21 protein-coding genes, 1 tRNA gene and 1 pseudogene are annotated in these 24,046 nt (G+C 71.7%); 11 read left to right on the forward strand and 12 right to left on the reverse strand.

All coding sequences use genetic code 11. The annotated features are described in order from the left end of the window. Window positions 1-3: 3 nt before the first annotated feature. Both P3X83_RS22120 and P3X83_RS22125 read right to left on the reverse strand, forming a co-directional pair. Entirely contained in the window at window positions 4-498 is a 495-nt protein-coding gene (locus P3X83_RS22120) for a DUF1990 domain-containing protein (protein WP_277307070.1), read from the reverse strand. 20 nt (window positions 499-518) lie between these two features. Beyond that, window positions 519-1,349 carry a YndJ family protein gene (locus P3X83_RS22125; RefSeq protein WP_277307071.1) on the reverse strand — a complete coding sequence of 277 codons (831 nt, stop codon included), beginning with the start codon at window positions 1,347-1,349 and terminating at the stop codon, window positions 519-521. 95 nt (window positions 1,350-1,444) lie between these two features. On the opposite strand from P3X83_RS22125, the gene P3X83_RS22130 reads away from it, so the two are divergent. Then, complete coding sequence (locus P3X83_RS22130; protein ID WP_277307072.1) at window positions 1,445-2,188, forward strand: methyltransferase domain-containing protein; 744 nt, start codon at window positions 1,445-1,447, stop codon at window positions 2,186-2,188. A 23-nt stretch (window positions 2,189-2,211) separates the two neighbouring features. Here P3X83_RS22130 and P3X83_RS22135 read toward each other — a convergent pair whose 3' ends face one another. The 3 genes from P3X83_RS22135 to P3X83_RS22145 form a co-directional block, all read right to left on the reverse strand. Further along, window positions 2,212-3,396: a serpin family protein gene (locus P3X83_RS22135; RefSeq protein ID WP_277307073.1), complete on the reverse strand. Its 1,185-nt coding sequence runs from the start codon at window positions 3,394-3,396 to the stop codon at window positions 2,212-2,214. Window positions 3,397-3,620: 224 nt separating this feature from the next. After that, entirely contained in the window at window positions 3,621-4,223 is a 603-nt protein-coding gene (locus P3X83_RS22140; protein ID WP_277307074.1) for a hypothetical protein, read from the reverse strand. Window positions 4,224-4,239: 16 nt separating this feature from the next. Further along, the gene (locus P3X83_RS22145; protein ID WP_277307075.1) at window positions 4,240-5,637 is read right to left on the reverse strand and encodes a selenium-binding protein SBP56-related protein; all 1,398 of its coding nucleotides are present in this window, start codon (window positions 5,635-5,637) and stop codon (window positions 4,240-4,242) included. A gap of 211 nt (window positions 5,638-5,848) precedes the next feature. Here P3X83_RS22145 and P3X83_RS22150 point away from each other — a divergent pair, with 211 nt between their 5' ends. Together P3X83_RS22150 and P3X83_RS22155 are read left to right on the forward strand one after the other, a co-directional pair. Next, complete coding sequence (locus P3X83_RS22150; protein WP_277307076.1) at window positions 5,849-7,426, forward strand: von Willebrand factor type A domain-containing protein; 1,578 nt, start codon at window positions 5,849-5,851, stop codon at window positions 7,424-7,426. A 130-nt stretch (window positions 7,427-7,556) separates the two neighbouring features. After that, window positions 7,557-7,632, forward strand: a tRNA-Ala gene (locus P3X83_RS22155). Between the two features lie 52 nt (window positions 7,633-7,684). Here the strand turns inward: P3X83_RS22155 and P3X83_RS22160 are convergent. Further along, window positions 7,685-9,943 carry a hypothetical protein gene (locus tag P3X83_RS22160; RefSeq protein ID WP_277307077.1) on the reverse strand — a complete coding sequence of 753 codons (2,259 nt, stop codon included), beginning with the start codon at window positions 9,941-9,943 and terminating at the stop codon, window positions 7,685-7,687. A gap of 358 nt (window positions 9,944-10,301) precedes the next feature. Beyond that, on the reverse strand, window positions 10,302-11,264 hold the full coding sequence (locus tag P3X83_RS22165) for a winged helix-turn-helix domain-containing protein (protein ID WP_277307078.1): 963 nt from the start codon (window positions 11,262-11,264) through the stop codon (window positions 10,302-10,304). 73 nt (window positions 11,265-11,337) lie between these two features. Between P3X83_RS22165 and P3X83_RS22170 the strand changes: the two genes are divergently transcribed. Next, window positions 11,338-12,570 (forward strand): MFS transporter, encoded by a 1,233-nt coding sequence (locus P3X83_RS22170; protein ID WP_277307079.1) that lies wholly within the window; start codon window positions 11,338-11,340, stop codon window positions 12,568-12,570. On the opposite strand, the gene P3X83_RS22175 is transcribed toward P3X83_RS22170, so the two are convergent. Beyond that, the gene (locus tag P3X83_RS22175; protein WP_277307080.1) at window positions 12,486-13,556 is read right to left on the reverse strand and encodes a helix-turn-helix domain-containing protein; all 1,071 of its coding nucleotides are present in this window, start codon (window positions 13,554-13,556) and stop codon (window positions 12,486-12,488) included. The genes P3X83_RS22170 and P3X83_RS22175 overlap by 85 nt on opposite strands. A gap of 71 nt (window positions 13,557-13,627) precedes the next feature. On the opposite strand from P3X83_RS22175, the gene P3X83_RS22180 reads away from it, so the two are divergent. Both P3X83_RS22180 and P3X83_RS22185 read left to right on the forward strand, forming a co-directional pair. Then, window positions 13,628-14,917, forward strand: coding sequence for an MFS transporter (locus P3X83_RS22180; protein ID WP_277307081.1), 1,290 nt, complete (start codon window positions 13,628-13,630; stop codon window positions 14,915-14,917). A 64-nt stretch (window positions 14,918-14,981) separates the two neighbouring features. Continuing rightward, window positions 14,982-15,659: an aminoacyl-tRNA hydrolase gene (locus P3X83_RS22185; RefSeq protein WP_277307082.1), complete on the forward strand. Its 678-nt coding sequence runs from the start codon at window positions 14,982-14,984 to the stop codon at window positions 15,657-15,659. Between the two features lie 9 nt (window positions 15,660-15,668). On the opposite strand, the gene P3X83_RS22190 is transcribed toward P3X83_RS22185, so the two are convergent. Further along, on the reverse strand, window positions 15,669-16,718 hold the full coding sequence (locus P3X83_RS22190) for a DUF3616 domain-containing protein (RefSeq protein ID WP_277307083.1): 1,050 nt from the start codon (window positions 16,716-16,718) through the stop codon (window positions 15,669-15,671). Between the two features lie 451 nt (window positions 16,719-17,169). Between P3X83_RS22190 and P3X83_RS22195 the strand changes: the two genes are divergently transcribed. Further along, window positions 17,170-17,670: a DUF1269 domain-containing protein gene (locus tag P3X83_RS22195; protein ID WP_277307084.1), complete on the forward strand. Its 501-nt coding sequence runs from the start codon at window positions 17,170-17,172 to the stop codon at window positions 17,668-17,670. Between the two features lie 72 nt (window positions 17,671-17,742). Continuing rightward, the gene (gene ftsH / locus P3X83_RS22200) at window positions 17,743-19,821 is read left to right on the forward strand and encodes an ATP-dependent zinc metalloprotease FtsH (RefSeq protein ID WP_277307085.1); all 2,079 of its coding nucleotides are present in this window, start codon (window positions 17,743-17,745) and stop codon (window positions 19,819-19,821) included. A gap of 195 nt (window positions 19,822-20,016) precedes the next feature. Here the strand turns inward: ftsH and P3X83_RS22205 are convergent. Continuing rightward, a pseudogene (locus P3X83_RS22205) lies at window positions 20,017-20,429 on the reverse strand (ATP-binding cassette domain-containing protein); the annotation flags it as partial. A gap of 131 nt (window positions 20,430-20,560) precedes the next feature. On the opposite strand from P3X83_RS22205, the gene P3X83_RS22210 reads away from it, so the two are divergent. The 3 genes from P3X83_RS22210 to P3X83_RS22220 all read left to right on the forward strand — a co-directional run bounded on the left by P3X83_RS22210 (window position 20,561) and on the right by P3X83_RS22220 (window position 22,326). Next, window positions 20,561-20,716, forward strand: a complete 156-nt coding sequence (locus tag P3X83_RS22210; protein ID WP_277307086.1) for a hypothetical protein — start codon at window positions 20,561-20,563, stop codon at window positions 20,714-20,716. A gap of 103 nt (window positions 20,717-20,819) precedes the next feature. Continuing rightward, window positions 20,820-21,410 (forward strand): nucleoside triphosphate pyrophosphatase, encoded by a 591-nt coding sequence (locus P3X83_RS22215; protein ID WP_277307087.1) that lies wholly within the window; start codon window positions 20,820-20,822, stop codon window positions 21,408-21,410. A 94-nt stretch (window positions 21,411-21,504) separates the two neighbouring features. After that, entirely contained in the window at window positions 21,505-22,326 is an 822-nt protein-coding gene (locus P3X83_RS22220; protein ID WP_277307088.1) for an EI24 domain-containing protein, read from the forward strand. Here the strand turns inward: P3X83_RS22220 and P3X83_RS22225 are convergent. Together P3X83_RS22225 and P3X83_RS22230 are read right to left on the reverse strand one after the other, a co-directional pair. Continuing rightward, a complete protein-coding gene (locus tag P3X83_RS22225) occupies window positions 22,223-23,452 on the reverse strand; it encodes a DUF4192 domain-containing protein (RefSeq protein WP_277307089.1) in 1,230 nt (409 codons plus the stop codon). The two genes, P3X83_RS22220 and P3X83_RS22225, sit on opposite strands and share 104 nt — an antisense overlap. A gap of 173 nt (window positions 23,453-23,625) precedes the next feature. Then, window positions 23,626-23,964, reverse strand: coding sequence for a hypothetical protein (locus tag P3X83_RS22230; protein ID WP_277307090.1), 339 nt, complete (start codon window positions 23,962-23,964; stop codon window positions 23,626-23,628). Window positions 23,965-24,046: the final 82 nt, after the last annotated feature.

Here is a 24,046-nt window from a genome sequence, read left to right on the forward strand (position 1 = left end):
TCGTCAGGACGGCCGCGCCTCGGCGCGGAGGGCGATCGCGTACAGGCGGGTGAAGGCCGCGATGACGAGCGGCAGCAGGGGCGCGCCGAGCCGGGTGTACCAGCGGGCCGGGCGGGCGAAGGCGGTGACGGTGAGCCAGACGGTCCCGTCGCCGTCGCGTTCCAGCACGAAGGACTCCTCGCCGGACTCGGGGTGGCCGGGCAGCGTGCCGTACGCGTACCCGGCGCGGTCGTCCTCCCGCACGGCCCACACCACGCGGCAGGGCACCCGCACCACGCCGAGCAGGCAGATCACCACGACCCCCGGGGCGGCGGCCGGTGCCGAGGCGATCGGGCGGAGCAGCAGCCTGCGGTGGACGCGCCAGCCGAACAGGGCGTCGGCGGCGTCCTCCAGGCTGGTGCCGGGGGCGAGCGGAGCCCGGTAGCGGACGTGGGCGTAGCCGTCCGGAAGGGGGCCCTCCCTGGTCGCCCCGACCTCTGGATAGGTGAACTCGGACATCACAGTCCTTTCTGTATGGGTCACAGTGGTCGTGCGCGCAGCCGCCACCAGGCGGCGATCCCGCACAGGGCGAACCCGGCCGCGTTGGCCAGGCCATGGGTGGCGATCATCCAGGGGATCGGCGGATGCGGCAGGCCGGTGGCCTCGCCGAACGCCCAGGAGAGCGCGAGCAGCATGGTCGCCGCGAGCACGGCGGCCGAGACGAACAGCAGGGCGCGGGTGGCACGGTCGGCACGGGCCTCCCGGCGCAGCCACGTGAGGGTGAGCCAGGCCACCAGCCACATCCCCGCCGTCAGGACCACCGTGCCCGCGAGCTCCGCCCACTCCCCGGCGAAGTAGCCGCCGAGCACCAGGAGCGTCCCGGCGGGCACGGCCAGCGCGGCGGCGCGGCCGAGGGGAGAGTCGGCGGAGGCCCGGCAGAGCAGCCCGGCCACGAGCGCGGCGGCGAACCCCGCGTAGTGGAAGTGCGCGGTGGTCAGGGCGAGGATGCCCAGGTCGAAGCCCCACAGCGGATGGCCGGCCCGCTCGGCCGACAGCGCGATCCCGGCGACCACCGGTGCGCCCAGCGCCGTCGCCACCGCGACCTCCCGCGCGGCGTCGCCCCAGGTCGCGAGGGTCCTGCCGCGCAGCCGCGACGGGATCTGGGCGGCGAGGAAGAGCGCGGCCACCAGGTAGGCCGCGGCCAGGGCCGCCGCGACCGCGCCGCGCCCGATCCACAGCGACGCCGCGCCCGGCACGGCCCCGGCCCACCACACGCGCGCCGCCGTGCGGGAGACCTCTACGAGGCGTAGTCCCAGCGGCACGACGAGCAGCATTCCGGCCATCACGATCGCGTTCAGTAACGGGGTCACGACATTCTCCCGATCGCCGTTGAACAGGTTCAAAACACTAGCAGGCCGCCGAAATTCGATGGCCATCGGGATGGGTGTAGGAAAAAATAGGAATTATGTCGCTGCGTTATCACGAAATCGCCGAATCGGGCCATCGCATTCTCAACCCGTTCACCGACTACAAGCTCGACCTGCTGGGCGAGGCGGTGCGGCTGGGTCCGGGCACGCGCCGGCTCGACCTGGCGTGCGGCAAGGGGGAGATGCTCTGCCGCTGTGCCGCGCGCCACGGGATCACCGGGGTCGGGGTCGATCTCAGCGAGGTGTTCCTCGCGGCGGCCGGACGGCGGGCCGACGAGCTGGGCGTCACCGGCGAGGTGCGCTTCGAGCACGGTGACGGCACCGCCTTCGCGCGCGGGCAGGCGGGAGCGGGCTACGACGTGGTGTCGTGCGTCGGCGCCACCTGGATCGGCGGCGGGCTGACCGGCACGATCGAGCTGATGCTCCCCGCCCTGGCCGGCGGGGGCGTGCTCCTGGTGGGCGAGCCGTACTGGATATCCGAGCCGCCGCCCGAGGCGCTCGCGGCACTCGGCTTCGGGCGCGAGGACTGCGGCACCCTGGGGGAGACGCTCACCCGGTTCGAGGCGGCCGGAACCGAGCTGGTGGAGATGGTCATGGCCGACGAGGAGAGCTGGGACCGCTACATGTCCTCGCAGTGGTGGCCGATGAGCGGCTGGCTCACCGTGAATCCGGGCGATCCGGACGCGGCCGAGTTCCGGGAGACACTCGGCCGCGCCCGTAGATCGCACCTGACCCACGGCAGGCGGTACCTGGGCTGGGGCGTGTTCGTGCTCCGCCCCTGACCCGCCCGCTCACATCGCGGGCGTCACTTCTTCTTCGGGTCGGCGACCTGGCCCATGAACAGCGGGGCGCCGGTCTTCTTGTGGACCACGGTGAAGGCGAACGGGTGGTCGGCGCGGATTTGGGTCTGCGGCTCGTCCATCGCCGAGACCGGGAACGCCAGCCCGGTGACGGCCGCCGCCTCGGTGCCCCTCTCGTCCACGGTGATGTTGGCCCGGTGGATCGCCTGCTCCAGGCGTGCGCCGTCGGCGATGCCGGAGAAGTCGCCGCTCGACAGCCCGAGACCGGCCATCGGCTTCATCAGGTCGAGGTCGGTGCCGAAGTCCCAGCGCGGCATGGTCACGCTGACGGGCGTGTCGGTGAGGCCGGAGGAGACCTGCTGGAGCACCGCCGGGCGCAGCAGGTCGCCGGGCGCGCCGCCCGCCGCGGGCACCAGCACCCACATGGCCAGGTCACTGTTGGCGTAGGGCAGTTCGACGGCCTGCCAGCCGGAACCCTCGGCGTAGCGCAGGCTGGCCGTCTGCTGCATCAGCTCGACGGTCTTCTTGCTGCCGTCCATCAGGGTGAACGGCGCGTTCTGCGTGGGCTTCGCGGTGAACGGGTACTGCCAGTCGGCCTTGAGGTAGACGGCGTTGGCCAGCACCAGCTTGGTGGCCGGGTCGAGCTGGTCGAAGAGCTTGTTGATCCGGCCCGCGGTCTGGTCGCGCACCCACTTGTCGATGGTCTTGGTGGCGTCGCCGGCGAAGTCGACGGTCTGCACGCCGGCGCCGTACTGTGACTTGGCGGTGGTCAGGAAGTCCGGCTTGATCGGCAGGCCCTTCTGCGCGAACAGCCCGTTGGCGATGCCCACGATCGGGTCGGCGGGCTCGTCGGACCCTTGCTCGGACTCGTCCTCCGACTTCTTGGACGGCTTGGGCGGCGCGCCGTCCACCGTCACGATCTCGCGGGTCAGCGCGTTGAAGGAGGAGTGCGGGCCCTGGGAGGGGAACCCGAACACGCGGTCCAGTTCGCTCCCGGTGGGCCCGGCCGCCCCGGCGCGTGCCAGCCCGTAGGCGTAGGCGATGCTCAGCGGTGAGATCACCGAGTTGTCGCCGGGCTTGGCGGTCGCGGCGTGCAGGGCGTGGCCGAAGGCCGTCACCCCCTGGACCGTCTGCGCGATCGGGGCGTCTCCCTTGGGGGCTTCGCGGCCGACCCCCTCAGCGGTCAGCATGTCGGAATCACCGGCCTTGACGGACGCGCCGGACGTTGGTGTCCCGGACGCTGCTCGGTTGCCTGACGACGACGGACTCTGCTCTGAGCCGCAGCCGGCGACGGCGGCGGCGAGAGCGACGGCTGTGATCGTAGTAGTAATAAAGGGACGCACACGACCTATGACGTATCCCGCGCGCACACGGTTCACGACATTCCGTAGATGTGGTCATCGCGTCGTCGGATTCAGGTCAGCACGGCCGCCGCCCCCGCCCCGATCAGCGCCACCGCCCAGGCGAGATCCACGTTGAACCACGCCTTGCGCAGCACCGCCACGCCGAGCCGGTCGTAGACCAGCAGCGCCAACGCCGTGGTGACGGTGAGCATGGCGAGCGTGTGCACCGCGGCCGAGGCCAGCGCCTGGACGCTCAGCGCCGCCACGGCCGTGTCGTGGCCGCGCAGGGTGATCGGCAGGAGCATCAGCCCGGCCCCGTGCGCCCCGGCCATCAGGAACGACCACCAGGCGAGCTGGAGGCGGGTGACCCGCATCCCCACCCAGCGGGGGTGGCGTCGCCGTACCAGCCGCCAGACGCCGAAGCAGCAGACCAGCCCGGCCACCGCGTACGACACGATCTTCGGCGGGGCGGCCGTCCTGGCCGCGGCGACCAGCGCCAGGGTCAGCAGCACCGAACCGGCGTGGCCCAGCACGATCGGCGGCAGCGCGCGCAGCACCGCGGCGCGCGAGCGTTCCTGAAGGCCGAGCGCGACGGCGAAGAGCCAGCCCATGGCCGGGTTCAGGCCGTGGAAGGCGCCGAGCCCGGCCAGGATCGTCCAGCTCACCAGATCCATCAGGCGATCTCGCCCGTCACGGGAAGCAGTAGGAGTCGGAGGAGGCGTCTCCGCCCTGCAACCGCACCTGGTGGGCTCGCCTGCCGTCGCCCGCGAAGTCCACCAGGAAGCCGGTGTCGAGCGACAGCGAGCCGTCGCCCGCGAGATCGGCCTTGGCCATCCAGCTCGTGATGCCGTCGGGGTAGAAGACGTCGTCCCAGGTCCGGTAGAGGGAGTTGGTGAAGTAGATCCGGCGGCCGTCGCGGCTGGCCTCGACCATCTGCGGCCCGCCGTTCAGCGGGCGGTCGGGCGCGCCGGGGTGGGCGGTGTGCTCCACGATGCCGCCGATCCGCACCGAGCCGGTCTTGCGCGGGCGCAGCGGGTCGGACACGTCGTAGGCGAGCAGTTCGCCGGTGCCCCAGGCCGAGATCAGCAGGATCCGGTCGTCGAGCGTCAGTGAGATGTCGCTGACCAGCGGCGGCACCGTGCCGAACCCCTTGAGCGCCTCGGGCAGCAGGTCGGGGTCGGCGGGCTCGGCCGGGATGGTGATGGTCTTCTCCGCCTTCCACACGCCGTCGTCCAGATACCAGGTGAAGATGTTGGCCGAGAGGTCATCGACGCTGACGACGGTGTTGACGAACCCGTACGTCTTGGTGGGGTCGTGCGCCGGGCGCAGCTCCAGTGCCATCTGGTGCTGGTCGCCGAGGTCGATCTCCTGCAGGTGCACCCGTTTGCGCAGGTCCCAGACGTGCAGGCGGTGGCCGTACTGGCGGTTCACCAACAGGTTGAGGTCGGGGCCCGCCTCGATCATGTTCGGCGTGCCCCACTCGCTGGTGATCATCGTGTCGTGGCCCAGGTGCCACCAGAAGTCGTAGTGCAGCCGCTGCGGACCGCGGTCTACCTCCCAGCGGCCGAGCGGCTCGAAGGTGTCGTGGTCGAGCATGAACACCCCGCCGGGCGCGTCTCCGGACACGTCGCCGAGCGCGCTGACGTAGATGGCGTCGGTGCCGCAGTGCACCGTGTGCGGACGGCTGTAGCCGGTGCGCTGGAGGACCGTGGCCGGTTCGATGGTCTTCACCAGGGTGGGGCACAGCGGGTCGGGCTTGGTGTCGAAGACGTAGATGCGGGACGACCTCAGCCCGGGGACGATCAGGTAGCGCCGCTCCACGTGCGGGTGCGGCGCGTAGGGGCAGAGCGCGGCGCTGCAGACGTTCCACCCGAAGTGATGGAGTTCGTCGCCCGCGACCGGCATGTCGGCGACGTTCACGATCGCGCCGTAGCCGGGGGAGGTGGGGTCGAGGTCCACCGTGGCGAGGGCGTCGGGCCGTCCCTCGCCCGCAGCGTCGAGCAGGGCGACGTATGCGTGGCGTTCGCGTGGGCCGCGCATCGCCTCGCGGGCCGATGGATAGAACGTGGGATCGGGCTGGACGAGCATTCGTGCTCCCTTGTGCGAGACCGATACCCAACCAATCTTGTAGGGATGCCGCCGATTGTCCAGCGCTATCGGCGAGTTACACACGGTCAGATTATTCCGCCGCCGGTCCGATCACGGGCCGGGAACGGTTCGCGCTCGCTTGAGTCAAGGCCTCGGCCCGCGCCGGACGAATGCCGTCGTACCGGGTGACGCTGACCCAGGAGGCGACCCGATGAAGGCACGACCCCAGTCACGGCTCCAGTCACGACCTCAGGCACGGCCGATCGCGCTCGTGTTCGCGCTGATCGTCTCGATGTTCGCGGCGGCCTGTTCCGGCAGCGGTGCCGACAACTCCTCCGAGGCGGCCCCGAAGGCGGGGAGCAAGGCGACCTCGCCGGTCCAGCCGCCCGCGCCCCGCGCCAGCGCGGCCGAGCGCAGCGCGCCCGCCGAGCCCGGCGAAGAAGGGGAGGACCAGAAGGCCGCCGAGTCCGCCGAGCGGGGTGAGCGGTACCTGTCCACGTTCGCGCTGGACGTGGACACCGCCTCGTACGGCTACGCCCGCCGCACCCTGCGGGAGGGCGCGCTCCCCGATCCCGCCCAGGTCCGGCCGGAGGAGTTCGTCAACGCGTTCCGGCAGGACTACACCGACCCTGCGGGCGACGGGTTCACCGTCAGGATGGACGGGGCCCGGACGCCGGAGAACGGCACGGCCGTGGTCCGCGTCGGGCTGCGGACCCGGGCGGTGGAGGCCGCGGCCCGCCGTCCGGCCAACCTGACCTTCGTCGTGGACGTGTCCGGCTCCATGGCCGAGCCGGGACGGCTCGACCTGGTCCGCGAGTCCCTGCACACGCTGATCGACCAGCTCGCGCCCGCCGACTCGGTCTCGATCGTGTCCTTCAGCGACGACGCCCGCCTGGTGATCGGCACGACCCCGGTGAGCGACCGGGCGGACCTGCACGCGGCCGTCGAGCGCCTGTCCACCGAGGGCGGCACCAACCTGGGCCAGGGGCTGGAGGTCGGCTACCGCGAGGCCGCCGCCGCGTTCCGGTCCATCGCCACGAACCGCGTCGTGCTGCTCTCCGACGGCCTGGCCAACTCCGGCGAGACCGACTGGCGGGCGATCCTGGACCGCGTCGGCGAGCACGCCGGACGGAAGATCACCCTGTTGTGCGTCGGGGTGGGCAGGGAGTACGGCGACGAGCTGATGGAACAGCTCGCCGACAACGGCGACGGCGCGGCCGTCTACGTGAGCACCGGCGAGGAGGCCCGCGAGGTCTTCGCCGAGCGGCTCACCACCACCCTGGAGGTCCGCGCCCGCGACGCCAAGGCGCAGGTCGCCTTCAACCCGTCCACCGTCGAGTCCTACCGGCTCATCGGCTACGAGAACCGGGCGCTGAGCGAGGAGGAGTTCCGCGACGACTCCCGCGACGGCGGCGAGATCGGCCCCGGCCACTCGGTGACCGCCCTCTACCGCGTGCGACTGCGCGCGGGCGGCGAGGGAAAGCTGGCCACGGCCACCGTGCGCTGGCAGGATCCCGACACCCGCGACCCGGCCGAGGCGGGGGAGAGCCTGGAGGTGGGGGCGCTGGCCGCCGGCCTCGCGGAGTCCTCGCCCCGGCTGCGCGTTGACACGGTCGCCGCCGACTTCGCCGAGCACCTGCGCGGCCGGTGGCGGGCGCACGCGGCCACCGCCGAGGGCTCCGGCCTCGCGGCGCTCGGGGCGGAGGCCCGCCGCCTGGCCGAGAGCACGGAGGACCCCGCCGTCGCCGAACTGGCCGACCTGATCGACCGGGCGCGATCACTGGAGTGATGCGGAGGGGCGGCCCGCCCCAGTGGACGGGCCGCCCCGGGGGCGCCGCAAACGATTACGACCGGACCCGGATGTCCTATAGACTTACGGCGTGCCGCCTCGCAGAGAGGTCCGAGGGCGGGCACACCAAGGGGCTATGGCGCAGTTGGTAGCGCGCCTCCATGGCATGGAGGAGGTCTGGGGTTCGAATCCCCATAGCTCCACCACCGGTGCCGATCCACCCGCCAGGGTGGGTCGGCGCTATGTGCGTTGGCCCGGCTATGTGCGTCGGCCCCGGCGCCACTCCTGGAAGCCGGCGGAAGCGGCGAAGTCCGCGAAGTCCCGGAAGCCCGGATCACGGGTCAGCACCTGATCGACGATGAGGTACGCCTGCTCGGTGCGGCCCATCTCGACCAGGACGCGCACCTGAGTGTCGCGGATGTGGTCGTACTCGGGCTTCGCGGCCACCGACACGGCCCGTTCGACGGTCGCCAGCGCGCGCTCCAGGTCTCCCGCCCGCATCAGGTGCCAGGCGAGGGCGTTGCCCGCCAGGCGCACCACCTCCTCCTGGAACTCCCCTTCGTCCGTGTAGTGCCAGATCACTTCGGGCACCAGGGAGAGGGCCAGCTCGGCGTAACCGGTGAGCTTCTCGACCATGGCGGGCCGGTCGTCACCCGCGGAGCCGACCAGGTGCCCCAGCGCCTCGATGAGCCCGTACAGGGCATAGAGACGGTCGTACTCGGAGAAGGCGGCGCCGGGGACGCAATGGTCCAGCGCCTCCTCGAAGACGCGCACCGCCTTCTTGCGCTTGTCGGCCTCCAGGGCCGCCGAGCCGGTCCTGACCAGGGCGTGCACGGCCCGCCAGGTGGGGTCCTTGCTCTTGGTCGTCGTCTTCACGTCGCGCAGGTCGAGCCGCACTCGCGGGAACGCGGTGGTCAGGCGGCCGAGCGTCGCCTTGCTCAGCTTGGTGAAGCGCAGGTCGACGCTCTCCAGCCGGTCCAGGGCGTAGAACGACTCCGGGAGCTCGGTGAGTTCGTTGAAGGAGAGGTCCAGCCGCCGCAGCCCGGGCATGCGCGCGAACGCGTCGTCCGGCAGCGAGGTGAACGCGGTGCGTACCGTGCGGCCCTCATAGGTCTCCTCGCCCCACCTGTCGATCTCCAACCGCTCCAGCGTGGCGATGGCCCACACCCCGGCGAGCAGGTCCCGGCTCGGCTCCGGCTGGAAGGCCCACGGGGTGTTGCCGCTGAGCCGCAGGACCCGCAGGCGAGGCAGTTTCGCCAGGTCCGGCAGCCGCTCGACGCCGCTGGACAGGGAGCCGCTCAGCGCCAGTTCCGAAAGCTCCGTGAGCCTGAGCAGATCGTCGGGGATGGACGACAGCCACACGTGCGACAGGTCGAGCGACTTCAGGCCGGGTAGCCGGATGACGGGCGACGGGAAGTCCACCCGTTCGTTGTACTCACCCGGCTGCAGGCCGTGCAGGTCGAGTTCCCGTAGCCGGTGCAACCGGTCCAGCGCGTCGGGAACCGGGCACGACAGGCGCCGCGCGCGCAGGACTTCCAGCCGGGACAGGTTGCCGATCGCGTCGGGGAGGCGCTCGAACTGATTGCCCGAGATGTCGAGGACACGTAACTCGCTCAGCTTGCCGATCGTCTCCGGCAGCTCGCGCAGCCCCATGCCCGACAGGTCGAGTTCCCGCAGCGACGCCAGGTCTCCGATGCGCTCGTCGAGTTCGCCGATGTCGTCGTTGCCGGCGAGGGACAGCACGCGCAGCTCGCGGAACGCGAACAACCGCTCGGGCAGCCCGCGCAGCTTGCGCTTGGAAAGGTCGAGCGTGGTCACCTCCGCGGCGCGCTCCGACAGCGCCTCCAGTTCCTCGGCCGCCGCCACGTGACTCGGCCGCACGCCTGCCCGCAGGATCGGCCGCCCGGCGCACAGCGCCTTCCCGGTCTTCCGCGTGTCCACGTAGTCGCCGTCGAGGAACTCCGGCAGTACCACGTCTGCCAGCTCGTCGTCCGTGAAGTCGACCGGGCAGCTCGTGGAGGACGGGTTCGCGGCGAGCACCGCCTCCGGCTGCGAACCGAAGGACATGTTGAAGTAGAGCGTGTTGATGATGATCTGTGCCTGAGTCCGGCCGCGCACCGTTAGCGCGCCGCCGTCGTCGCCGTAGCTGCCCTGGACTCCGCCGCTCACCACCAGGTCGCCTCGCACGACGACGTCGGGGCATCCGGCGAGGATCACGTTGCGCGCCCGCACGTCGCCGGTGACGAGGAGGAAGTTGCCGCTGGCCCCGTCCCACCACGAGAGGTCTCCGGCCACGGTCAGGTCGCCGTCCACGATCACGTTGTACGGCACCCAGTCGTCGTCGGTCACGGACTCCAGATCCCCCGCCACCCGCAGGCCGCCCTCGTAGAGGCGGATCTCCTGCTCATCGGCGAAGTCTTCGTAGGGGTGGGCCACGTCGTCCGAGACGGAGAAGAGTTCTTCCGCCTCCTCGGCGGTGATAACGCGGTACCCCGGAGGTGAGGTGATCTCGGTCATGCGGGCGATGCTAGATCCACTGGCCGACATATGTCGCCGGTTGTGCGCGCGGTTGAACACCTCGTGCCGCGACCGCGACGCCGACCGCCCGCGCGACCGGCTGACGGGGAGGTGACACCCGTCAGCCGGCCGGTTCGCGGTGCGCGAATTCCGCGCCCGCCCCGGCGTCCTCGGCGAGCGCCCGGGGTGCCGGTGCTCACCGCTCCCTCCGCCGGGGCGGCGCCGTCCTGATAGGTCAGCGTGGTGGCAGGCGGTGGATTGTGGCCTGCCCCTCCATGAGGATGGAGGATGGGGCGCGTCCAAGTAAGGGATTTCGGCTGGCCAATTGTCGACATGTCGTGAAGATGACAGCAGCGGATCAGGGATACTCCGCCAGCGCGTCGCCGACCGGAGTGCGCCGGTACAGCACCGTCCGGCCGCTGCGCGACCGCGACACCAGCCCCGATCCGCGCAGCACCGCCAGGTGCCCGCCGACGCCGCCGAGCGACATCCGGAGCTGGGCGGCGAGCTGGCTGGTGGTCGCCGGGGCGTCCAGGGCGGCGAGCACCCTGGCGCGTCCGGTGCCGAGGAGCGCCGCCAGGCCGCCCGGCACGGGGGCCGGGGTCTCCCACAGCCCCGCCGTGCCCTGCGCGGGGTAGACGAGCCCGTAAGCGCGCGGCGGGTCCAGGTAGACCCGGCGCCCGCCGAACGCGCTGGGGATCAGCACCAGGCCGACGCCGCCCAGCCGGTGCGACTGGCCGCGCCGTCCCAGCTCGATCCTGCCGTGCTCGCCCAGACGCATGTCCACGTCCAGGCCCTCGAAGGTGCGCTCCCAGCCGTACACGGCCAGGCGGCCCGCGCGCCCGACGATGTCGCGCTCCAGCACTGTGCGGACCCTCGCCCAGTCGGGGGCGATCAGAGCCGACCACAGCGAGGCCAGCGCGTCCGCCACCTCGCGTGCCACGTCCGGCACGTCCAGCACCGGGTCCATCGGCCGGCCCCGGTGGCTCAGCAGCAGGTCGGCCCTGGCCATCGCGTACGGCGTGCGGGCCACCCCCGCCACCTCGCCCGCGAAGCCGGTGCTCACCTGGGCGGGCGGCGGCACGCAGAAGAAGTCGGGCAGCCAGTCGGTGTGCCCGCACAGCACGCCGATCGCGTCCAGCACCGGATCGCGCGCCGCCAGTGCCCGGTACGCGCCCGCCCGCTCGTTCCGCCACTTCGCCACCCCCGCCGGCACCGGCCGGCCGTTGAACGCGCACAGCGCGGCGACCACCTGGGCGAGCGGGGACAGCGCGAAACGGGTCCTGGCCAGATCCTCGGGAGTGACTTCGAGATAGGCCATCGGCGCCCCTAGGAGGTTTCGTTCACGACCGAAACATTAGCCGGGGCGGCGGCGGGCGCGTGAAGATCAACAGGTGAACACTTATCGCGAAGTCTTCGCCATCGGCGAGTTCCGCGCCCTGTTCGGCGGCCAGACCGCGAGCATCGCCGGCAAGACCACCCAGATGCTGGCCTTATCCACCCTCGTCTACGCCAGCACCGGCTCCCCGCTGCTGGCCGCCCTGGCGTACTTCGCCGGGTTCCTGCCCCAGGCGATCGGGGCCCTCACCCTGCTGTCGCTGGCCGACCGGATCCCGCCGCGCCGACTGCTGGTCACCTGGGACCTGATCATGACCGGTGTCGTCGCGCTGCTCGCGCTCGGCGTCCTTCCGGTCTGGGCCATGATCGCCCTGGTGATGGCGTGCGGCGTGTTCGACGCGGTGGCGGGCGCCGGACGGGTCGCCCTGCTGGCCGACCTGCTCCCCGGGAACGGCTACGTGCTCGGCCGGTCGATCTTCAACATCGCGTCGGGCGGCATGCAGATCGCCGGGTTCGCGGGCGGCGGGCTGCTGCTCGGCACCATCGGCCCGCACGGCGCCCTCTGGGTCACCGCCGGGCTCTACGCGGTCACCGCGCTGATCAACCGGCTGGGCCTCACGGCCAGGGAACCCAGATCGTCGGAGCGGGCCACGCCCGGGGCCACCTGGCGCGCCAACCGGGTGCTGTTCGGCGACCGGGCGATCCGCGGTCTGCTGTTCGTGCAGTGGCTACCGAACGGGCTGATCGTCGGGGCCGAGGCGTTGTTCGTGCCGTACGCGCCACACGCGGCGGGGCTGCTGTTCGGCTCGGCGGCGGCGGGCATGCTGCTGGGCGACGTCATCATCGGCCGGTGGACCACGCCCCGGCAGCGGCTGCGCCTCGCGGTGCCGCTGTACGTGCTGCTGGCCGTGCCGTACCTGGCCTTCGTCGCCACGCCCCCGGTGCCGGTGGCGGCGGCGCTCATCTTCGTGGCCTCGTTCGGCTACGCCGGGCACCTGAGCACCCAGGAGCGCTACCTCATGGTGGTGCCCGAGCGCACGCGCGGGCAGGCCCTCGGCCTGGCCGGCACCGGCATGCTCACCATGCAGGCGGTGGGAGCGTCCACGGCGGGGTCGGTGGCGGAGTTCACCGCGACTCCCGTCGCGATGGCGATCATGGCGGGGGCGTCGCTGGTGGTGACCGTCTGCCTGCTGCCGTCCGTGCGCTACTGGCCCCCGACGGCCGCCGACTCCGAGTCCGAGACGGACGCCCCGTCCGGGACGGCCCCCACCGACGCGCGGAAGGTGTGACGGTATGCGAGCGGTGCGACGCCGACCGCGGCGTGCAGGTGCTGGCGGAGAGAGACCGCCGTGGCGAAACCAGACAACCTGGATACCTCGTCCACCGGCAGGTCGGTCGTCTCCAGCAGGTGCCGGGCGCGCTCCACCCGCTGCGCGGCCAGCCACCTGGCCGGACTGACCCCCGTCTCCTCGCGGAACCTGCGGGTGAAGGTCCGCACGCTCATCCGGGCGTGCGCGGCCAGCGCCGCCAGGTCGAGCGGTTCGTGCAGCCGCTCCAGCATCCAGGCGCGGGTGGGGCCGGTGCCGGTGTCGCCGAAGGCGGGCAGGTGGCGCTCGATGAACTGGGCCTGGCCGCCCTCCCGCCAGGGGGCCACGACGCAGCGGCGCGCCAGCGCGTTGGCCGCCTCGCTGCCGTGGTCCTTGCGCACCACGTGCAGGCACAGGTCGATGCCCGCGCCCACCCCGGCCGAGGTGAGGATGTCGCCCTCGTCCACGAACAGCACGTCGGAGTCGAGCCGGACGGCGGGGAACATCTCGCGGAAGCGGCCGGCCTCCTGCCAGTGGGTGGCCGCGCGCCTGCCGTCCAGGAGGCCGGCCGCGGCCAGCACGAACGCGCCGGTGCAGATGGAGACCAGCCGGGCGCGCCCGGCGGCCTCGCGCAGCGCGCCGCGCACCGGCTCGGGCAGGACGCCCTCGTGCAGCGGCGGGCCGCCGTGGATGCCGGGAATGAGCACGGTGCCCGCCCGGCTCAGCGCCTCAAGGCCGTGCTCGGGAAGCACCTGGTAACCGGTGGAGACCTGTACGGCCGCGCCGTCGGCCGAGCAGACCTCGACCTTGTAGAGCCGGCGCCCGCCGCGCTTGGCCTGGTGGAACAGGTGCGTCGAGATGCCGAGGTCGAACGGCACGACGTGGTCGAGCAGCAGCACGGCGACGCGATGCCGCTCGTCATGCCCGTACGGCTCGTCGTGTGATTCGTCCGACTCTTCTGGATGCATGGCCTGATTCTTTCATATATTGGCTAACCGGCCACTCCCGATGATTGCCCCCTGTACTGAAACATGAGGACGTGACTCTCACCGCTGACGACAAACGCGCCCGGCGGCGCCCGCACCGGGCCTGGTACGTCGCGCTGATCGCGCTCGTGGCCATCATCGGCGCCGCCGGGTTCCGCGCCACCCCCGGCGTCCTGATCGGCCCGCTGGAGCAGGAGTTCGGCTGGACCCGGGGCACGATCTCCATGGCCGTGTCGATCAACCTGGTCCTCTACGGCGTGACCGCCCCCTTCGCCGCCGCGCTGATGGACCGCTTCGGCATCCGCCGGGTGGTCTCCCTGGCGCTGCTCCTGGTCGCGGTGGGCAGCGGCCTCACCGTTCTGATGAACGCGAGCTGGCAGCTCGTGCTCTGCTGGGGCGTGCTGGTCGGGTTCGGCACCGGGGCGATGGCCCTCGCCTTCGCCGCCACCGTCGCCGACCGCTGGTTCGTACGGCACCGCGGCCTGGTCGTCGGCGTCCTCACCGCGGGCGGGGCCACTGGGCAGCTCATCTTCCTGCCCCTGCTCGCCTACCTGGCAGGAAACGAGGGCTGGCGCGTCGCCTCGCTGACCGTGTCCGCCGCCGCCCTCGCCGTGGTCCCGCTGGTGTGGCTGCTGCTGCGCGACCACCCGCAGGACGTCGGCACCACCGCGCTCGGCGCGCCAGCCGACGCGCCCCGCGCGGACCCGCCGTCCGGGGGCGCCGCCCGGCGAGCCCTGCGGGTGCTCGGCGAGGCCGCCCGCACCAGGTCGTTCTGGATGCTCGCCGGCGGGTTCGCGATCTGCGGCGCCAGCACAAACGGGCTGATCCAGACCCACTTCATCCCCGCCGCCCACGACCACGGGATGCCCGAGCAGACCGCGGCCGGGCTGCTCGCGCTGGTCGGGATCTTCGACATCGCCGGCACCGTCCTGTCCGGCTGGCTCAGCGACCGGGTGGACCCGAGGATCCTGCTCATCGCCTACTACCTGCTGCGCGGCGGATCGCTGCTGATCCTGCCCAGCCTGTTCGACTCCACCGTGGTGCCCAGCATGCTGATCTTCATCGTCTTCTACGGACTGGACTGGGTGGCGACCGTCCCGCCCACGGTGGCGCTCTGCCGGGCCGTCTACGGGCCGGACGGCTCGGTGGTCTTCGGCTGGGTCTTCGCCTCCCACCAGGTCGGCGCGGGCCTGGCCGCCGTCGGCGCCGGGCTCACCCGGGACATCTTCGGCGAGTACACCTTCGCCTGGTACGGCGCGGGCCTGCTGTGCGCGATCGCGGCCGTGATGTCGGCGCGCATCCCGAAGAGGGCATCCTTGAGTGGTGAACCGGTCGCAGGATGACAATCAGGGTGCAGAGCGCGGTGGCCAGCGTAGTGAGGAGCTTCGTGACAAGCGGGTCCTTCCCATGGTCGTGCGCATCGAGCGGGCCTCGCCGCCCGAGCGCACCGACGCGCTCGAAGCCGCCGCCCGCGCGGTGCTGACCCTGCTGAACGACCCCAGGTCGGCCGACCCGGAGGAGTGGCGGCCCGCGGTGCGCGAATGGGAGACGCTGGGCATCAGGAAGGTCGTACGGCGGGCGCGGGGCGCGGAGTGGACGCGCGTGCTGGCCCTGCCCGGCATCACCGTCACCGTGCGGACCGCCGAGGTCAGGGTCCACCCACCGGTGCCGCTGGACGACTGGCCCAAGGACCTGTCGAGACTCCAGGTGCGCGGCACCGAACTGGAGGACACGGCCCCGCCACCGGCCGCCGATTTCGAGGGTGCCGTGCTGTGGGTCAACCCGGCACTGGAGATGTCGGCGGGCAAGGCCATGGCCCAGGCCGGGCACGCGGCGCAGCTCGCCTGGTGGGGGAGCGGCCCGGCGGACCGCCTGGCCTGGCGGGAGGCCGGGCTCGCGGTCGCGGTGCGGACGGCCGGGAAGGACGACTGGGAGCGACTGGTCGCTGCCGGTCTGCCCGTCGTCCGCGACGCCGGGTTCACCGAGATCGAGCCGGGCTCCTGCACGGTCGTCGCGGACGCCCCGTGGCTGCGCGGCGGAGGCTACCGCCCGCCCGGCGAGGGCCCGCTGCGCGACGGCGCCTGACGGCGGGTTCTAGCGGTATTCCAGGATGTCGGCGTAGACGCCCCCGGCCGGGCTGAAGCGCTCCGGCGCCGGGCTGTCGTAGACCACCATCAGCGAGCCGTCGGCCAGCACCGCGAGGCCCTCCGGGTGGTCGTCGCCGACGCCGTAGGCCGGTTCGGCGACCTCCTCCAGGTCGGCCGCCGTGATCAGCCCCGAGGCCGCGGGGCCGCGCTCGCTCATCGCCCCCGGCCAGCGCACGATCCGCACCGGGCCGTCCAGGTCCATGCTCGGCCCGGCCAGGATGAGCAGGTCATCGCCGTGCGGGCACAGGTCCCGCACGCCGAGGCCGCGCAGGTTCACGAAGTGCTTGCGGTACTTCCGCTCGTGGCCCTCGCCGTCGTCGAGGTCGGCCAGCCGCAACCGGTCGTGCCGGTGCTCCTTCGGCCGGATCTCCAGCAGCACGGCCCAGCCGCGCAGCACGGGCCCGCGCAGCCCGATGTAGAACCGTCCCTTCCGTACGGCGATGCCCTCGATGTCCAGGCCGTTGTCCTTGCCGGGGATGGCGAGGAAGGGCGCGAGGTGGGGGTCGTCCTGCAGGATGGCGGCCAGGTTGTCGTCGCGTCCGGCGAGGATGGCGGCGGTGCGCTCGCCGTCCTCGCGGACCGGCCGGACGTGCGGGGTCCCCTCGCCGATCAGCGGCAGCCGGACCAGGGTGAACCGGTTCTCCTCGCGGATCACCGTGGACAGCCGCCGGTGCGCCTTGGCGGTTTCGGATCCCTTGACCCTGCGGCGTTTGAGGCTGTGCGACCCGACCGCCCACAGCCAGCCGTCGTCGCGGGCGATGCCCTCGATGTCGGCCTCCTCCTCGCGCCCCGCCGGGAGGTCCACGAAGTCGGCGAGGGCGAAGCCGCGCTGGTCGTCGTAGCGGCCGTCGCGCAGCACCAGGTGCTCGATGGTGGCGGTCTCGTCACCGGCCACCCACAGGCCGGGGCCGTCGGTGCGGACGGCGGACAGGTTGGTGTGGGTCTCGGCGGTCTGCGAGTCGGTGGTGAAGCGGAGTTCCACCCGATGCTGCGGCATGGGGACATCATGACAGTGCGATCAACGATTGCCGAGAAGGCACGCGATATACCGAGCTGACCTGAACTTTCATGAATTCCAGTGGAGAGGGCGGAGTTTGCCGTACGCTGCCGAACGTGCCTGATGGGGCGGATGGGAATCCCGGGACTCCAGGGACCGCCCGCCTCTGTCACGTGCACCACCAATCCCGTTCCGGCGGAGCGCAGGCGCGGGTTTTCATAGAAGCGCGGCCCGACCGCCGCGACCAGGCCCATGGCCGGTCGTCGCGTTCCCGTCGCGTGGACCGGGCGAGGTGACGCCTGGGCCGATCGCCGCGCCATCGACCCATCCGCCCCTCGCCCGGTCCACTCCTTCTCGCGCGGCCGTGCCCCCTGGTCAACTGGTTCAACGACCCCCTCGCGGGGGAGGAACGCGGTGTTCGTCGCGGTCCATGATGATCCGGGGGTAACTCATGGCCGAACTGATCGCCGTCACCTATGACGACGTCGACACCGCCGTCCAGGTCCGAGAGACGCTGCTGGGGCTGCAGCGGGAGAACCTGATCCAGCTCGCCGACCTGGTGGTGGCCGAGCGCAGGCCCGACGGCGCCATCGAACTGCGTCAGTCGCAGAGCACGACCGGCACCGGTGCCGCGGGCGGCGCGCTGTGGGGCGGCCTGATCGGGCTGATCTTCTTCATGCCGCTGCTCGGCATGGCGGTCGGCGCGGCCAGCGGATCCACGGCGCGTGCCGTCACCGACATCGGCGTGGACGACGACTTCATGCGCGACCTCGCCGAGGCGCTGCGCCCCGGCGCCGCCGCCGTCTTCATGATCCTTGTCTCGGCCTCCCGCGACAAGATCGCCGAACAGCTCGCGCCGTACGGCGGGAGCCTCGTCGCCACCCGGCTCAGCCGCGAAGCCGAACGCCAGCTCAAGGAGGCGCTCGCCGTCGCCAGGTCCGCGCACCGGTGACCTGGCACCGACCCGCCGACCGGTGACGCGACAGGAGAGACTGGAAGGAGGCGGACGGACGGAGGTGGGCTCGTGAAGCGGACGGACACCACGCGTGGAGGCGGCGGCGGTGGCTCCGAGCATCCCGAACGCCCCCGCGACGACCGCGCCCCCGAACGCTCCAGAGGCGGCGGCGCCCCCGAGCACTCCAGGGAAGACGGCGACGATCGCCGTGGCCGGGGCATCAAACCCTGGCGGGCCGAAGGGCTCCCCGGCGGAGCCTCCGACCGCCCGAAACGCCCGAAGATCAACTGGTGGCGGTTCGCGCTCACCCTGCTCGCCGCCTACACGCTGTTCTTCGTCATCTCCATGTTCTTCGACGAGGGCGCCGCCGAGACCATCTCCTACACCCAGTTCACCAAGCAGGTGCAGGCCGGCAACGTCAAGGACGTCTACGCCCAGGGCTTCTCCATCGAGGGCGACCTCAGGAAGCCCGCCACCGACCCCGACAACGACAACGTCACCTACACCAAGTTCCGGACCGAACGCCCCGCCTTCGCCGACGACGACATCTACCGGCAACTGGTGAACAAGGGCGCGGTCGTCAGCGCCGAGCCCATCGCCCAGCAGCGCGGCTTCGCGCTCAACCTGCTGCTCGCGCTGCTGCCCGTGCTGATCCTCGCCGGGCTCTGGTTCTGGCTGCTGCGCCGTTCGGCGAGCATGATGGGCGGTGGTGGCGGGTTCGGCGGCCTGGGCGGGCTCGGACGATCCAAGGCCGCCAAACCGGTGGAGAGCGCCAGGATCCGCGTCAACTTCGACGACGTGGCCGGAATCGACGAGGTCGAGAACGAACTCGTCGAGATCGTCGACTACCTCAAGGACCCCGACAAATACCGCAGGCTCGGAGCGAAGCTGCCCAAGGGCGTGCTGCTCGCCGGGCCGCCCGGCACCGGCAAGACCCTGCTGGCCAGGGCGGTCGCCGGCGAGGCCGACGTGCCGTTCTTCTCCGCCGGCGCGTCCGAGTTCATCGAGATGATCGTCGGCGTGGGCGCCTCACGGGTCAGGGAACTGTTCGAGGAGGCCCGCAAGGTCGCCCCCAGCATCATCTTCATCGACGAGATCGACGCCATCGGCCGTACCAGGGGCGGGGCCACCGTCGGCGGGCACGACGAACGGGAACAGACCCTCAACCAGATCCTCACCGAGATGGACGGCTTCACCGGTTCGGAAGGCGTCATCGTCATCGCCGCCACCAACCGTCCCGAGGTGCTCGACCCCGCGCTGCTGCGTCCCGGCCGCTTCGACCGCACCGTCATGGTCGCGCCACCCGACGCGGCGGGACGCGCCGCGATCCTCAAGGTCCACACCCGCAGCGTGCCGCTCGCCTCCGACGTCGACCTCACGCGGCTCGCCAAGACCAGCCCCGGCATGACCGGCGCCGACCTGGCCAACCTGGTCAACGAGGCCGCCCTGCTCGCCGCCAAACGCGGGCAGAACGCGGTGCGCAGCGCCGACTTCGCCGACGCCCTGGAAAAACTCCAGCTCGGCACGGCCCGCGCAATCGTCATGCCCGAGGAGGAACGCCGCCGCACCGCCTACCACGAGGCCGGGCACGCCCTGCTCGGCATGCTCCAGCCCGGCGCCGACCCGGTCCGGAAGATCTCCATCATCCCGCGCGGCCGGGCCCTGGGCGTGACCCTGTCCACGCCCGACACCGACCGCTACGCATACGACGAGATCTACCTGCGTGGCCGCATCATCGGCGCACTCGGCGGCATCGCCGCCGAGGAACTCGTCTACGACGTCGTCACCACCGGCTCGGAAAGCGACCTCGAACAGGTCACCTCCATCGCCAGGGGCATGGTGGGCCGCTGGGGCATGTCCGCCAGAATCGGGCCGCTCACCATCCTCCCCGGCCCGAACCAGGACGGCCCGCCCGCGGCGTCCCCCGCCACCCTCGCGACCGTCGACGAGGAGACCCGCCGCATCGTCGAGGAATGCCACAACGAGGCCCGCCGCGTCCTCGCGGACAACCGCGACCGCCTCGACGCCATTGTCATCGCCCTCCTGGAAGAAGAAACCCTCGACGAATCCCAGGCCTACACCGCCGCCGGCCTCCCCCCACCCCCCAAACACACCACCGCCCCCCTCCTCCCCCCACCCCCCGACTAACCCGATCCACGCCCCCACCCAGTCCGCCCCTCACCCAGGACGGGCTAACCCGATCCACGCCCCCAGTCGGCCCCCTCACCCACGGGACGGGCTTACGCGCTGCCCACTCACCGGTGCCCTTCGCTTGCGAGGCGGGTCTGCGCGCTGTCGCGCACCCAATCGCCCTCGCTGCGCTCGGGCCGTTCTTTCATGTCGGGGGCGTCCCACCAGGCCGATCGCGACGTCGAGGCGGCGGCGCTGCCCGCCGGAGTGGGTTCTGACCCTATCGTCCGCGTGCTCGGTGAGCCCGATCGCGGCGATGAGCGGGTCGGCGTCCCACGGGCGTTCGATCGAGGGCGTGGAGAAGGGGGCGTAGTAGCGACCGAGATGCTGGAGCAGTTCGCGGACGCGCCATTCGCCGTGGTCTCGCCACGACTGCAGGACGATGCCCGCTCTGGCCCGCCAGCCCTCGTCGCCGTGCGCCGGGTCGACGCCGAGGACCTCGACCCGGCCCGCCGACCGGCTCCGGAAGCCATCCATGATCTCGATGCTGGTCGTCTTCCCGGCGCCGTTCGGCCGAGCAGGCACAGGACCTCGCCGCGATGCGCCTGGAAGGTCACATCGTGCAGGACGTCGGTCGTGCCGTAGTGGTGCGGCTGGAGCCGTTGTCCGCGCAGCACGCGGAGGGGTTGTGGGAGGCCGGGGGTGATCCGTCCTGTGGACGTGAGTCGGGCAGGTACGTCCCGCAGGCCTTGACGGCATGCGCTCCCTGGTCGCCCGGGCCCTGGAGCAGTACGGCGAGCGGCGGCGCGTGCCCTGGGTGCAGGTCGAGGTGGCCACCAGCCGGATCGCGGGCACGACCTCCTACCACGACGTGTCGCCCGGTGATCGCGGCCTGTGCATCGGCCATACCTAGGTCGGCACACCGTGGCAGCGCACCGGCCTGAACTCCGAGGCGAAGCTGCGCGGAGCCGCCGTCCATACGACCAGGCCCCCGGTGGGGATTAGGGTGAGTGGCCGTGACGACGATCGTGTTGGCTTCCGCTTCTCCGGCCAGGCTGGCGCTGCTGCGCAGTGCCGGGCTGGACCCCAAGGTGATCATCAGTGGTGTGGACGAGGAGGCCGTGAGCGCGGAGACGCCCGCGGCGCTGGCGCTCACGCTCGCCCGGGCCAAGGCGGCGGCGGTGGCCGAGCAGGTGGGGGACGGGCTGATCATCGGGTGTGACTCCGTTCTGGAGTTCGACGGTGTCGCGTACGGCAAGCCGGAAACGCCGGAGACGGCCAAGGCACGCTGGGCGCGGATGCGCGGCAGGAGCGGGCGGTTGCTGACCGGCCACTGTGTCGTCGACGCGGCGAGCGGCCGTGAGGCCGCCGAGGTCGGATCGACGGTCGTGCGGTTCGGCACGCCCACGGACGGCGAGATCGCCGCCTATGTGGCGACCGGTGAGCCGTTGCGGGTGGCCGGGGCCTTCACACTGGACGGGTTCGGCGGCTGGTTCGTCGACGGGATCGACGGCGATCACGGGAACGTGCTCGGCATCTCGCTGCCGCTGGTGCGCCGCCTGTTCGGGGAGCTGGGCGTCGAGGTCGCCACTCTCTGGCGGGCCTGACACAGGGGGGTCCGCGCCCTTTGGCGCTGATCGGACGGCGGAGATCGCCGAGGTTGCGGGCCAGGAGGCGAAAGGACGCGTTAGCCTGCCGGGCATGGGTGTAATGCGTGCGTTTTTCGGCGGCATCGGGTTCTTCTTCGAAGGGTTGCGCTGGTGCGCGCGACACCCGCGATGGTGGCTCTTCGGACTGTTGCCGGCGCTCGTCGCGCTGGTGATCTATGTGGCGGCGCTGATCTTCCTGGGGAACCGGGCGGGTGAGTTGGCGGAGTTCGCCACGCCCTTCGCGGACACCTGGAACACGGTGCTCCGGGACACCATGCGGGTGCTCCTCGGAATCGTGATCTTCGGTGCGGGCCTGGCGATCGCCGTGCTGACCTTCACCGCGCTGACGCTGATCATCGGGGAGCCGTTCTACGAGAAGCTGTCGGAGAAGGTCGAGGAGTCGTACGGCGAGGTGCCGCAGGGGCACGACGAGCCGTTGTGGCGATCGATTCCGCGCTCGATCCGCGACAGCCTGGTCACGTTGGGATATGTCCTGCTCTTCACGATTCCGTTGTTCGCGCTGGGATTCGTACCGGTGATCGGGCAGACGGTGGTGCCCGTGCTCGGCGCGGCCGTGTCGGGCTTCTTCCTGACGGTGGAACTGACCGCGCTCGCGCTGGAACGCCGGGGCATGCGGCGTAAGGCCAGGTTCGGGGTGCTTCGCGGGAACAAGGCGAGCGCCCTCGGTTTCGGGGTCATGGTGTTCGTCATCTTCCTGATTCCGGTCGGGGCCGTGGTGGCGATGCCCGTCGCGGTGTCCGGGGCGGCGATCATGGTGCGTCAACGTCTGGCTCCCGCTCCCGTGAACGGCCCGCTGGGGCCGGAGGGTCACGATCCGAGGACGCCGTGGCCTCCGCTGGGGCGGCAGCCCTGACCGTGGTCCCGGCGGGCCCGGCGGTGGGCATGGAAGGAGCGTCGCCGCCCTGGTCGTCGACCAGGGCCAGCAGGGGGAGCAGCCAGGACATGTGCGGCCTGCCCATCGCCTGATCGAGGTCGGCCGGTCGCGGTATCCGGTCGTCGAGCCGGTCGGGCGGCAGCATGTGGTTCAGCGCCTGCGACAGCAGGACGGCCATGGAATAGCCGGGATCGGCGGCCAGGGCGCGCCGCAGGGCCAGGTCGGCCAGCGCGCAGTCGCCGCTCCGCCAGGCTGCGAGGGCGAGCAGGGACGCGACCGGAGGCAGGAAACGGGGCTCGGCCCTGCGGACCAGGTCGTGCCACAGCGCGAGATGCGCGCGCAGGCCGTCGGCGCCCATCGAGGTCCAGGCCTCGTCGCGGACCCTGATCACGGCCAGCGCGAGGCCGAGGCGCGCGGCGTCGTCGTCGCTCAGCCGTCCGCCCGATCGGTAGGCCTCGACGGCGGCGTGAACGCGGGCGATGCCGTCGGTGACGACCTCCGAGGCGAGCCCGTCGGCGTCGCGGCAGCTCTGGAAACGGCCGATCATGTTGGTCATCGCGCGCCGGGTGGCCTTGCGCATGGCCTTCCTGACCGCGCCGCCGAGCGGCGTGACGGACTCCTCGAGCGCGGCGCGGTCGGGGAGGGCGACCATGCCGTGCAGCGTGGCCATGGCCGGGATCTGGCTGGTGGCCACGTCGTAGGGGGTGCCGTCGGCGGGGCAGCACGTCGTGGCCTGGCAGATGTAGGACCAGTAGCGCCCGCCCTCGGTACGCAGCGCCTCGGCCACGAAGATGTCGGCCCCGTGGGACAGGGAGCGGATCCGGTCGACGGCGGGCGTGACCAGCGGGCCGGGGCCGTAGCCGATGGCGATGACGTGGGTGATGCGCTCGTTGAACAGGATCGGTACGTAGCCGTCGAGCGCGTCGGGGGAGAGCGGGAGATCCCAGCGCAGGGTGAGCCGGGCCTGCCCGTGGGGATGCGGATGGGCGCCGGACAGGCCGAGCACGACGAGACTGCGGGTGGGGTGGAAGCCGATCAGATAGGGGACGGCGGCGAGCACGTCGACGGGGCCGGACAGGGTGAGGCTGGGCGGGGTCGATGCCATGCGCGAGAGCCTGCCGCCATCGCGGCCCCCGATTTTCTACCGAACCGCGTTCTGTGGATGACCGGCCATGAGGTCGTCGGCGGGGCTGTGGATAAGACTCCCGCTCGCGTCACCGCATTGCGGGCTCGATGAACCCGGCCACGGGCGGCGTGGCCGGGCGAACGCCGGAAGGATCAGCCTTCTGCCTGCTTGCGACGCTCGTTGTAGGCGCGCATCCGCGCCGGGTAGCCGGTGAGCTGGACATCGTAGACGGGCAGCGCGAGATTGCGCGCCACCTTGATGATGACCTTGGGGGAGCCCACCCTGCGCCTGGTCCACTCGCCGTCATCGGCGACCGCGACCGCTGTCGTGTCGGTGGCGAAGGTCTCCGGCTCGACGTAGAACTCCACGCCTCGCCGGCTTTTCGCGAACTCGATCAGCGCCTCGATGTCGGCATCCGTCGCCTCGCGGTCGAACTTGGCCAGGCGTTGGCCGCGCTGCTTGCGCAGCCCGTATCGGTCACGCCATCTCATGTTCCTTGTATACCTCCCCGGACGTATTCCCGTTGAGCCTCGGGGAATCCTAGGACATTTCGCCGCATCGGTATACCGATCC

Source organism: Spongiactinospora sp. TRM90649, from assembly GCF_029382225.1.
Classification (GTDB): domain Bacteria; phylum Actinomycetota; class Actinomycetes; order Streptosporangiales; family Streptosporangiaceae; genus Spongiactinospora.

Excerpts from the sequence above, each read along its gene's own strand:
- P3X83_RS22165 (WP_277307078.1), bottom strand. The coding sequence starts at position 11,264 with ATGGCCTATCTCGAAGTCACTCCCGAGGATCTGGCCAGGACCCGTTTC.
- P3X83_RS22230 (WP_277307090.1), bottom strand. The coding sequence starts at position 23,964 with ATGAGATGGCGTGACCGATACGGGCTGCGCAAGCAGCGCGGCCAACGC.
- P3X83_RS22160 (WP_277307077.1), bottom strand. The coding sequence starts at position 9,943 with ATGACCGAGATCACCTCACCTCCGGGGTACCGCGTTATCACCGCCGAG.
- P3X83_RS22130 (WP_277307072.1), top strand. The coding sequence starts at position 1,445 with ATGTCGCTGCGTTATCACGAAATCGCCGAATCGGGCCATCGCATTCTC.
- P3X83_RS22210 (WP_277307086.1), top strand. The coding sequence starts at position 20,561 with ATGCGCTCCCTGGTCGCCCGGGCCCTGGAGCAGTACGGCGAGCGGCGG.
- P3X83_RS22190 (WP_277307083.1), bottom strand. The coding sequence starts at position 16,718 with ATGCCGCAGCATCGGGTGGAACTCCGCTTCACCACCGACTCGCAGACC.
- P3X83_RS22175 (WP_277307080.1), bottom strand. The coding sequence starts at position 13,556 with ATGCATCCAGAAGAGTCGGACGAATCACACGACGAGCCGTACGGGCAT.
- P3X83_RS22135 (WP_277307073.1), bottom strand. The coding sequence starts at position 3,396 with ATGCTGACCGCTGAGGGGGTCGGCCGCGAAGCCCCCAAGGGAGACGCC.
- P3X83_RS22195 (WP_277307084.1), top strand. The coding sequence starts at position 17,170 with ATGGCCGAACTGATCGCCGTCACCTATGACGACGTCGACACCGCCGTC.
- P3X83_RS22120 (WP_277307070.1), bottom strand. The coding sequence starts at position 498 with ATGTCCGAGTTCACCTATCCAGAGGTCGGGGCGACCAGGGAGGGCCCC.
- P3X83_RS22185 (WP_277307082.1), top strand. The coding sequence starts at position 14,982 with ATGGTCGTGCGCATCGAGCGGGCCTCGCCGCCCGAGCGCACCGACGCG.
- P3X83_RS22150 (WP_277307076.1), top strand. The coding sequence starts at position 5,849 with ATGAAGGCACGACCCCAGTCACGGCTCCAGTCACGACCTCAGGCACGG.
- P3X83_RS22140 (WP_277307074.1), bottom strand. The coding sequence starts at position 4,223 with ATGGATCTGGTGAGCTGGACGATCCTGGCCGGGCTCGGCGCCTTCCAC.
- P3X83_RS22145 (WP_277307075.1), bottom strand. The coding sequence starts at position 5,637 with ATGCTCGTCCAGCCCGATCCCACGTTCTATCCATCGGCCCGCGAGGCG.
- P3X83_RS22225 (WP_277307089.1), bottom strand. The coding sequence starts at position 23,452 with ATGGCATCGACCCCGCCCAGCCTCACCCTGTCCGGCCCCGTCGACGTG.
- P3X83_RS22220 (WP_277307088.1), top strand. The coding sequence starts at position 21,505 with ATGGGTGTAATGCGTGCGTTTTTCGGCGGCATCGGGTTCTTCTTCGAA.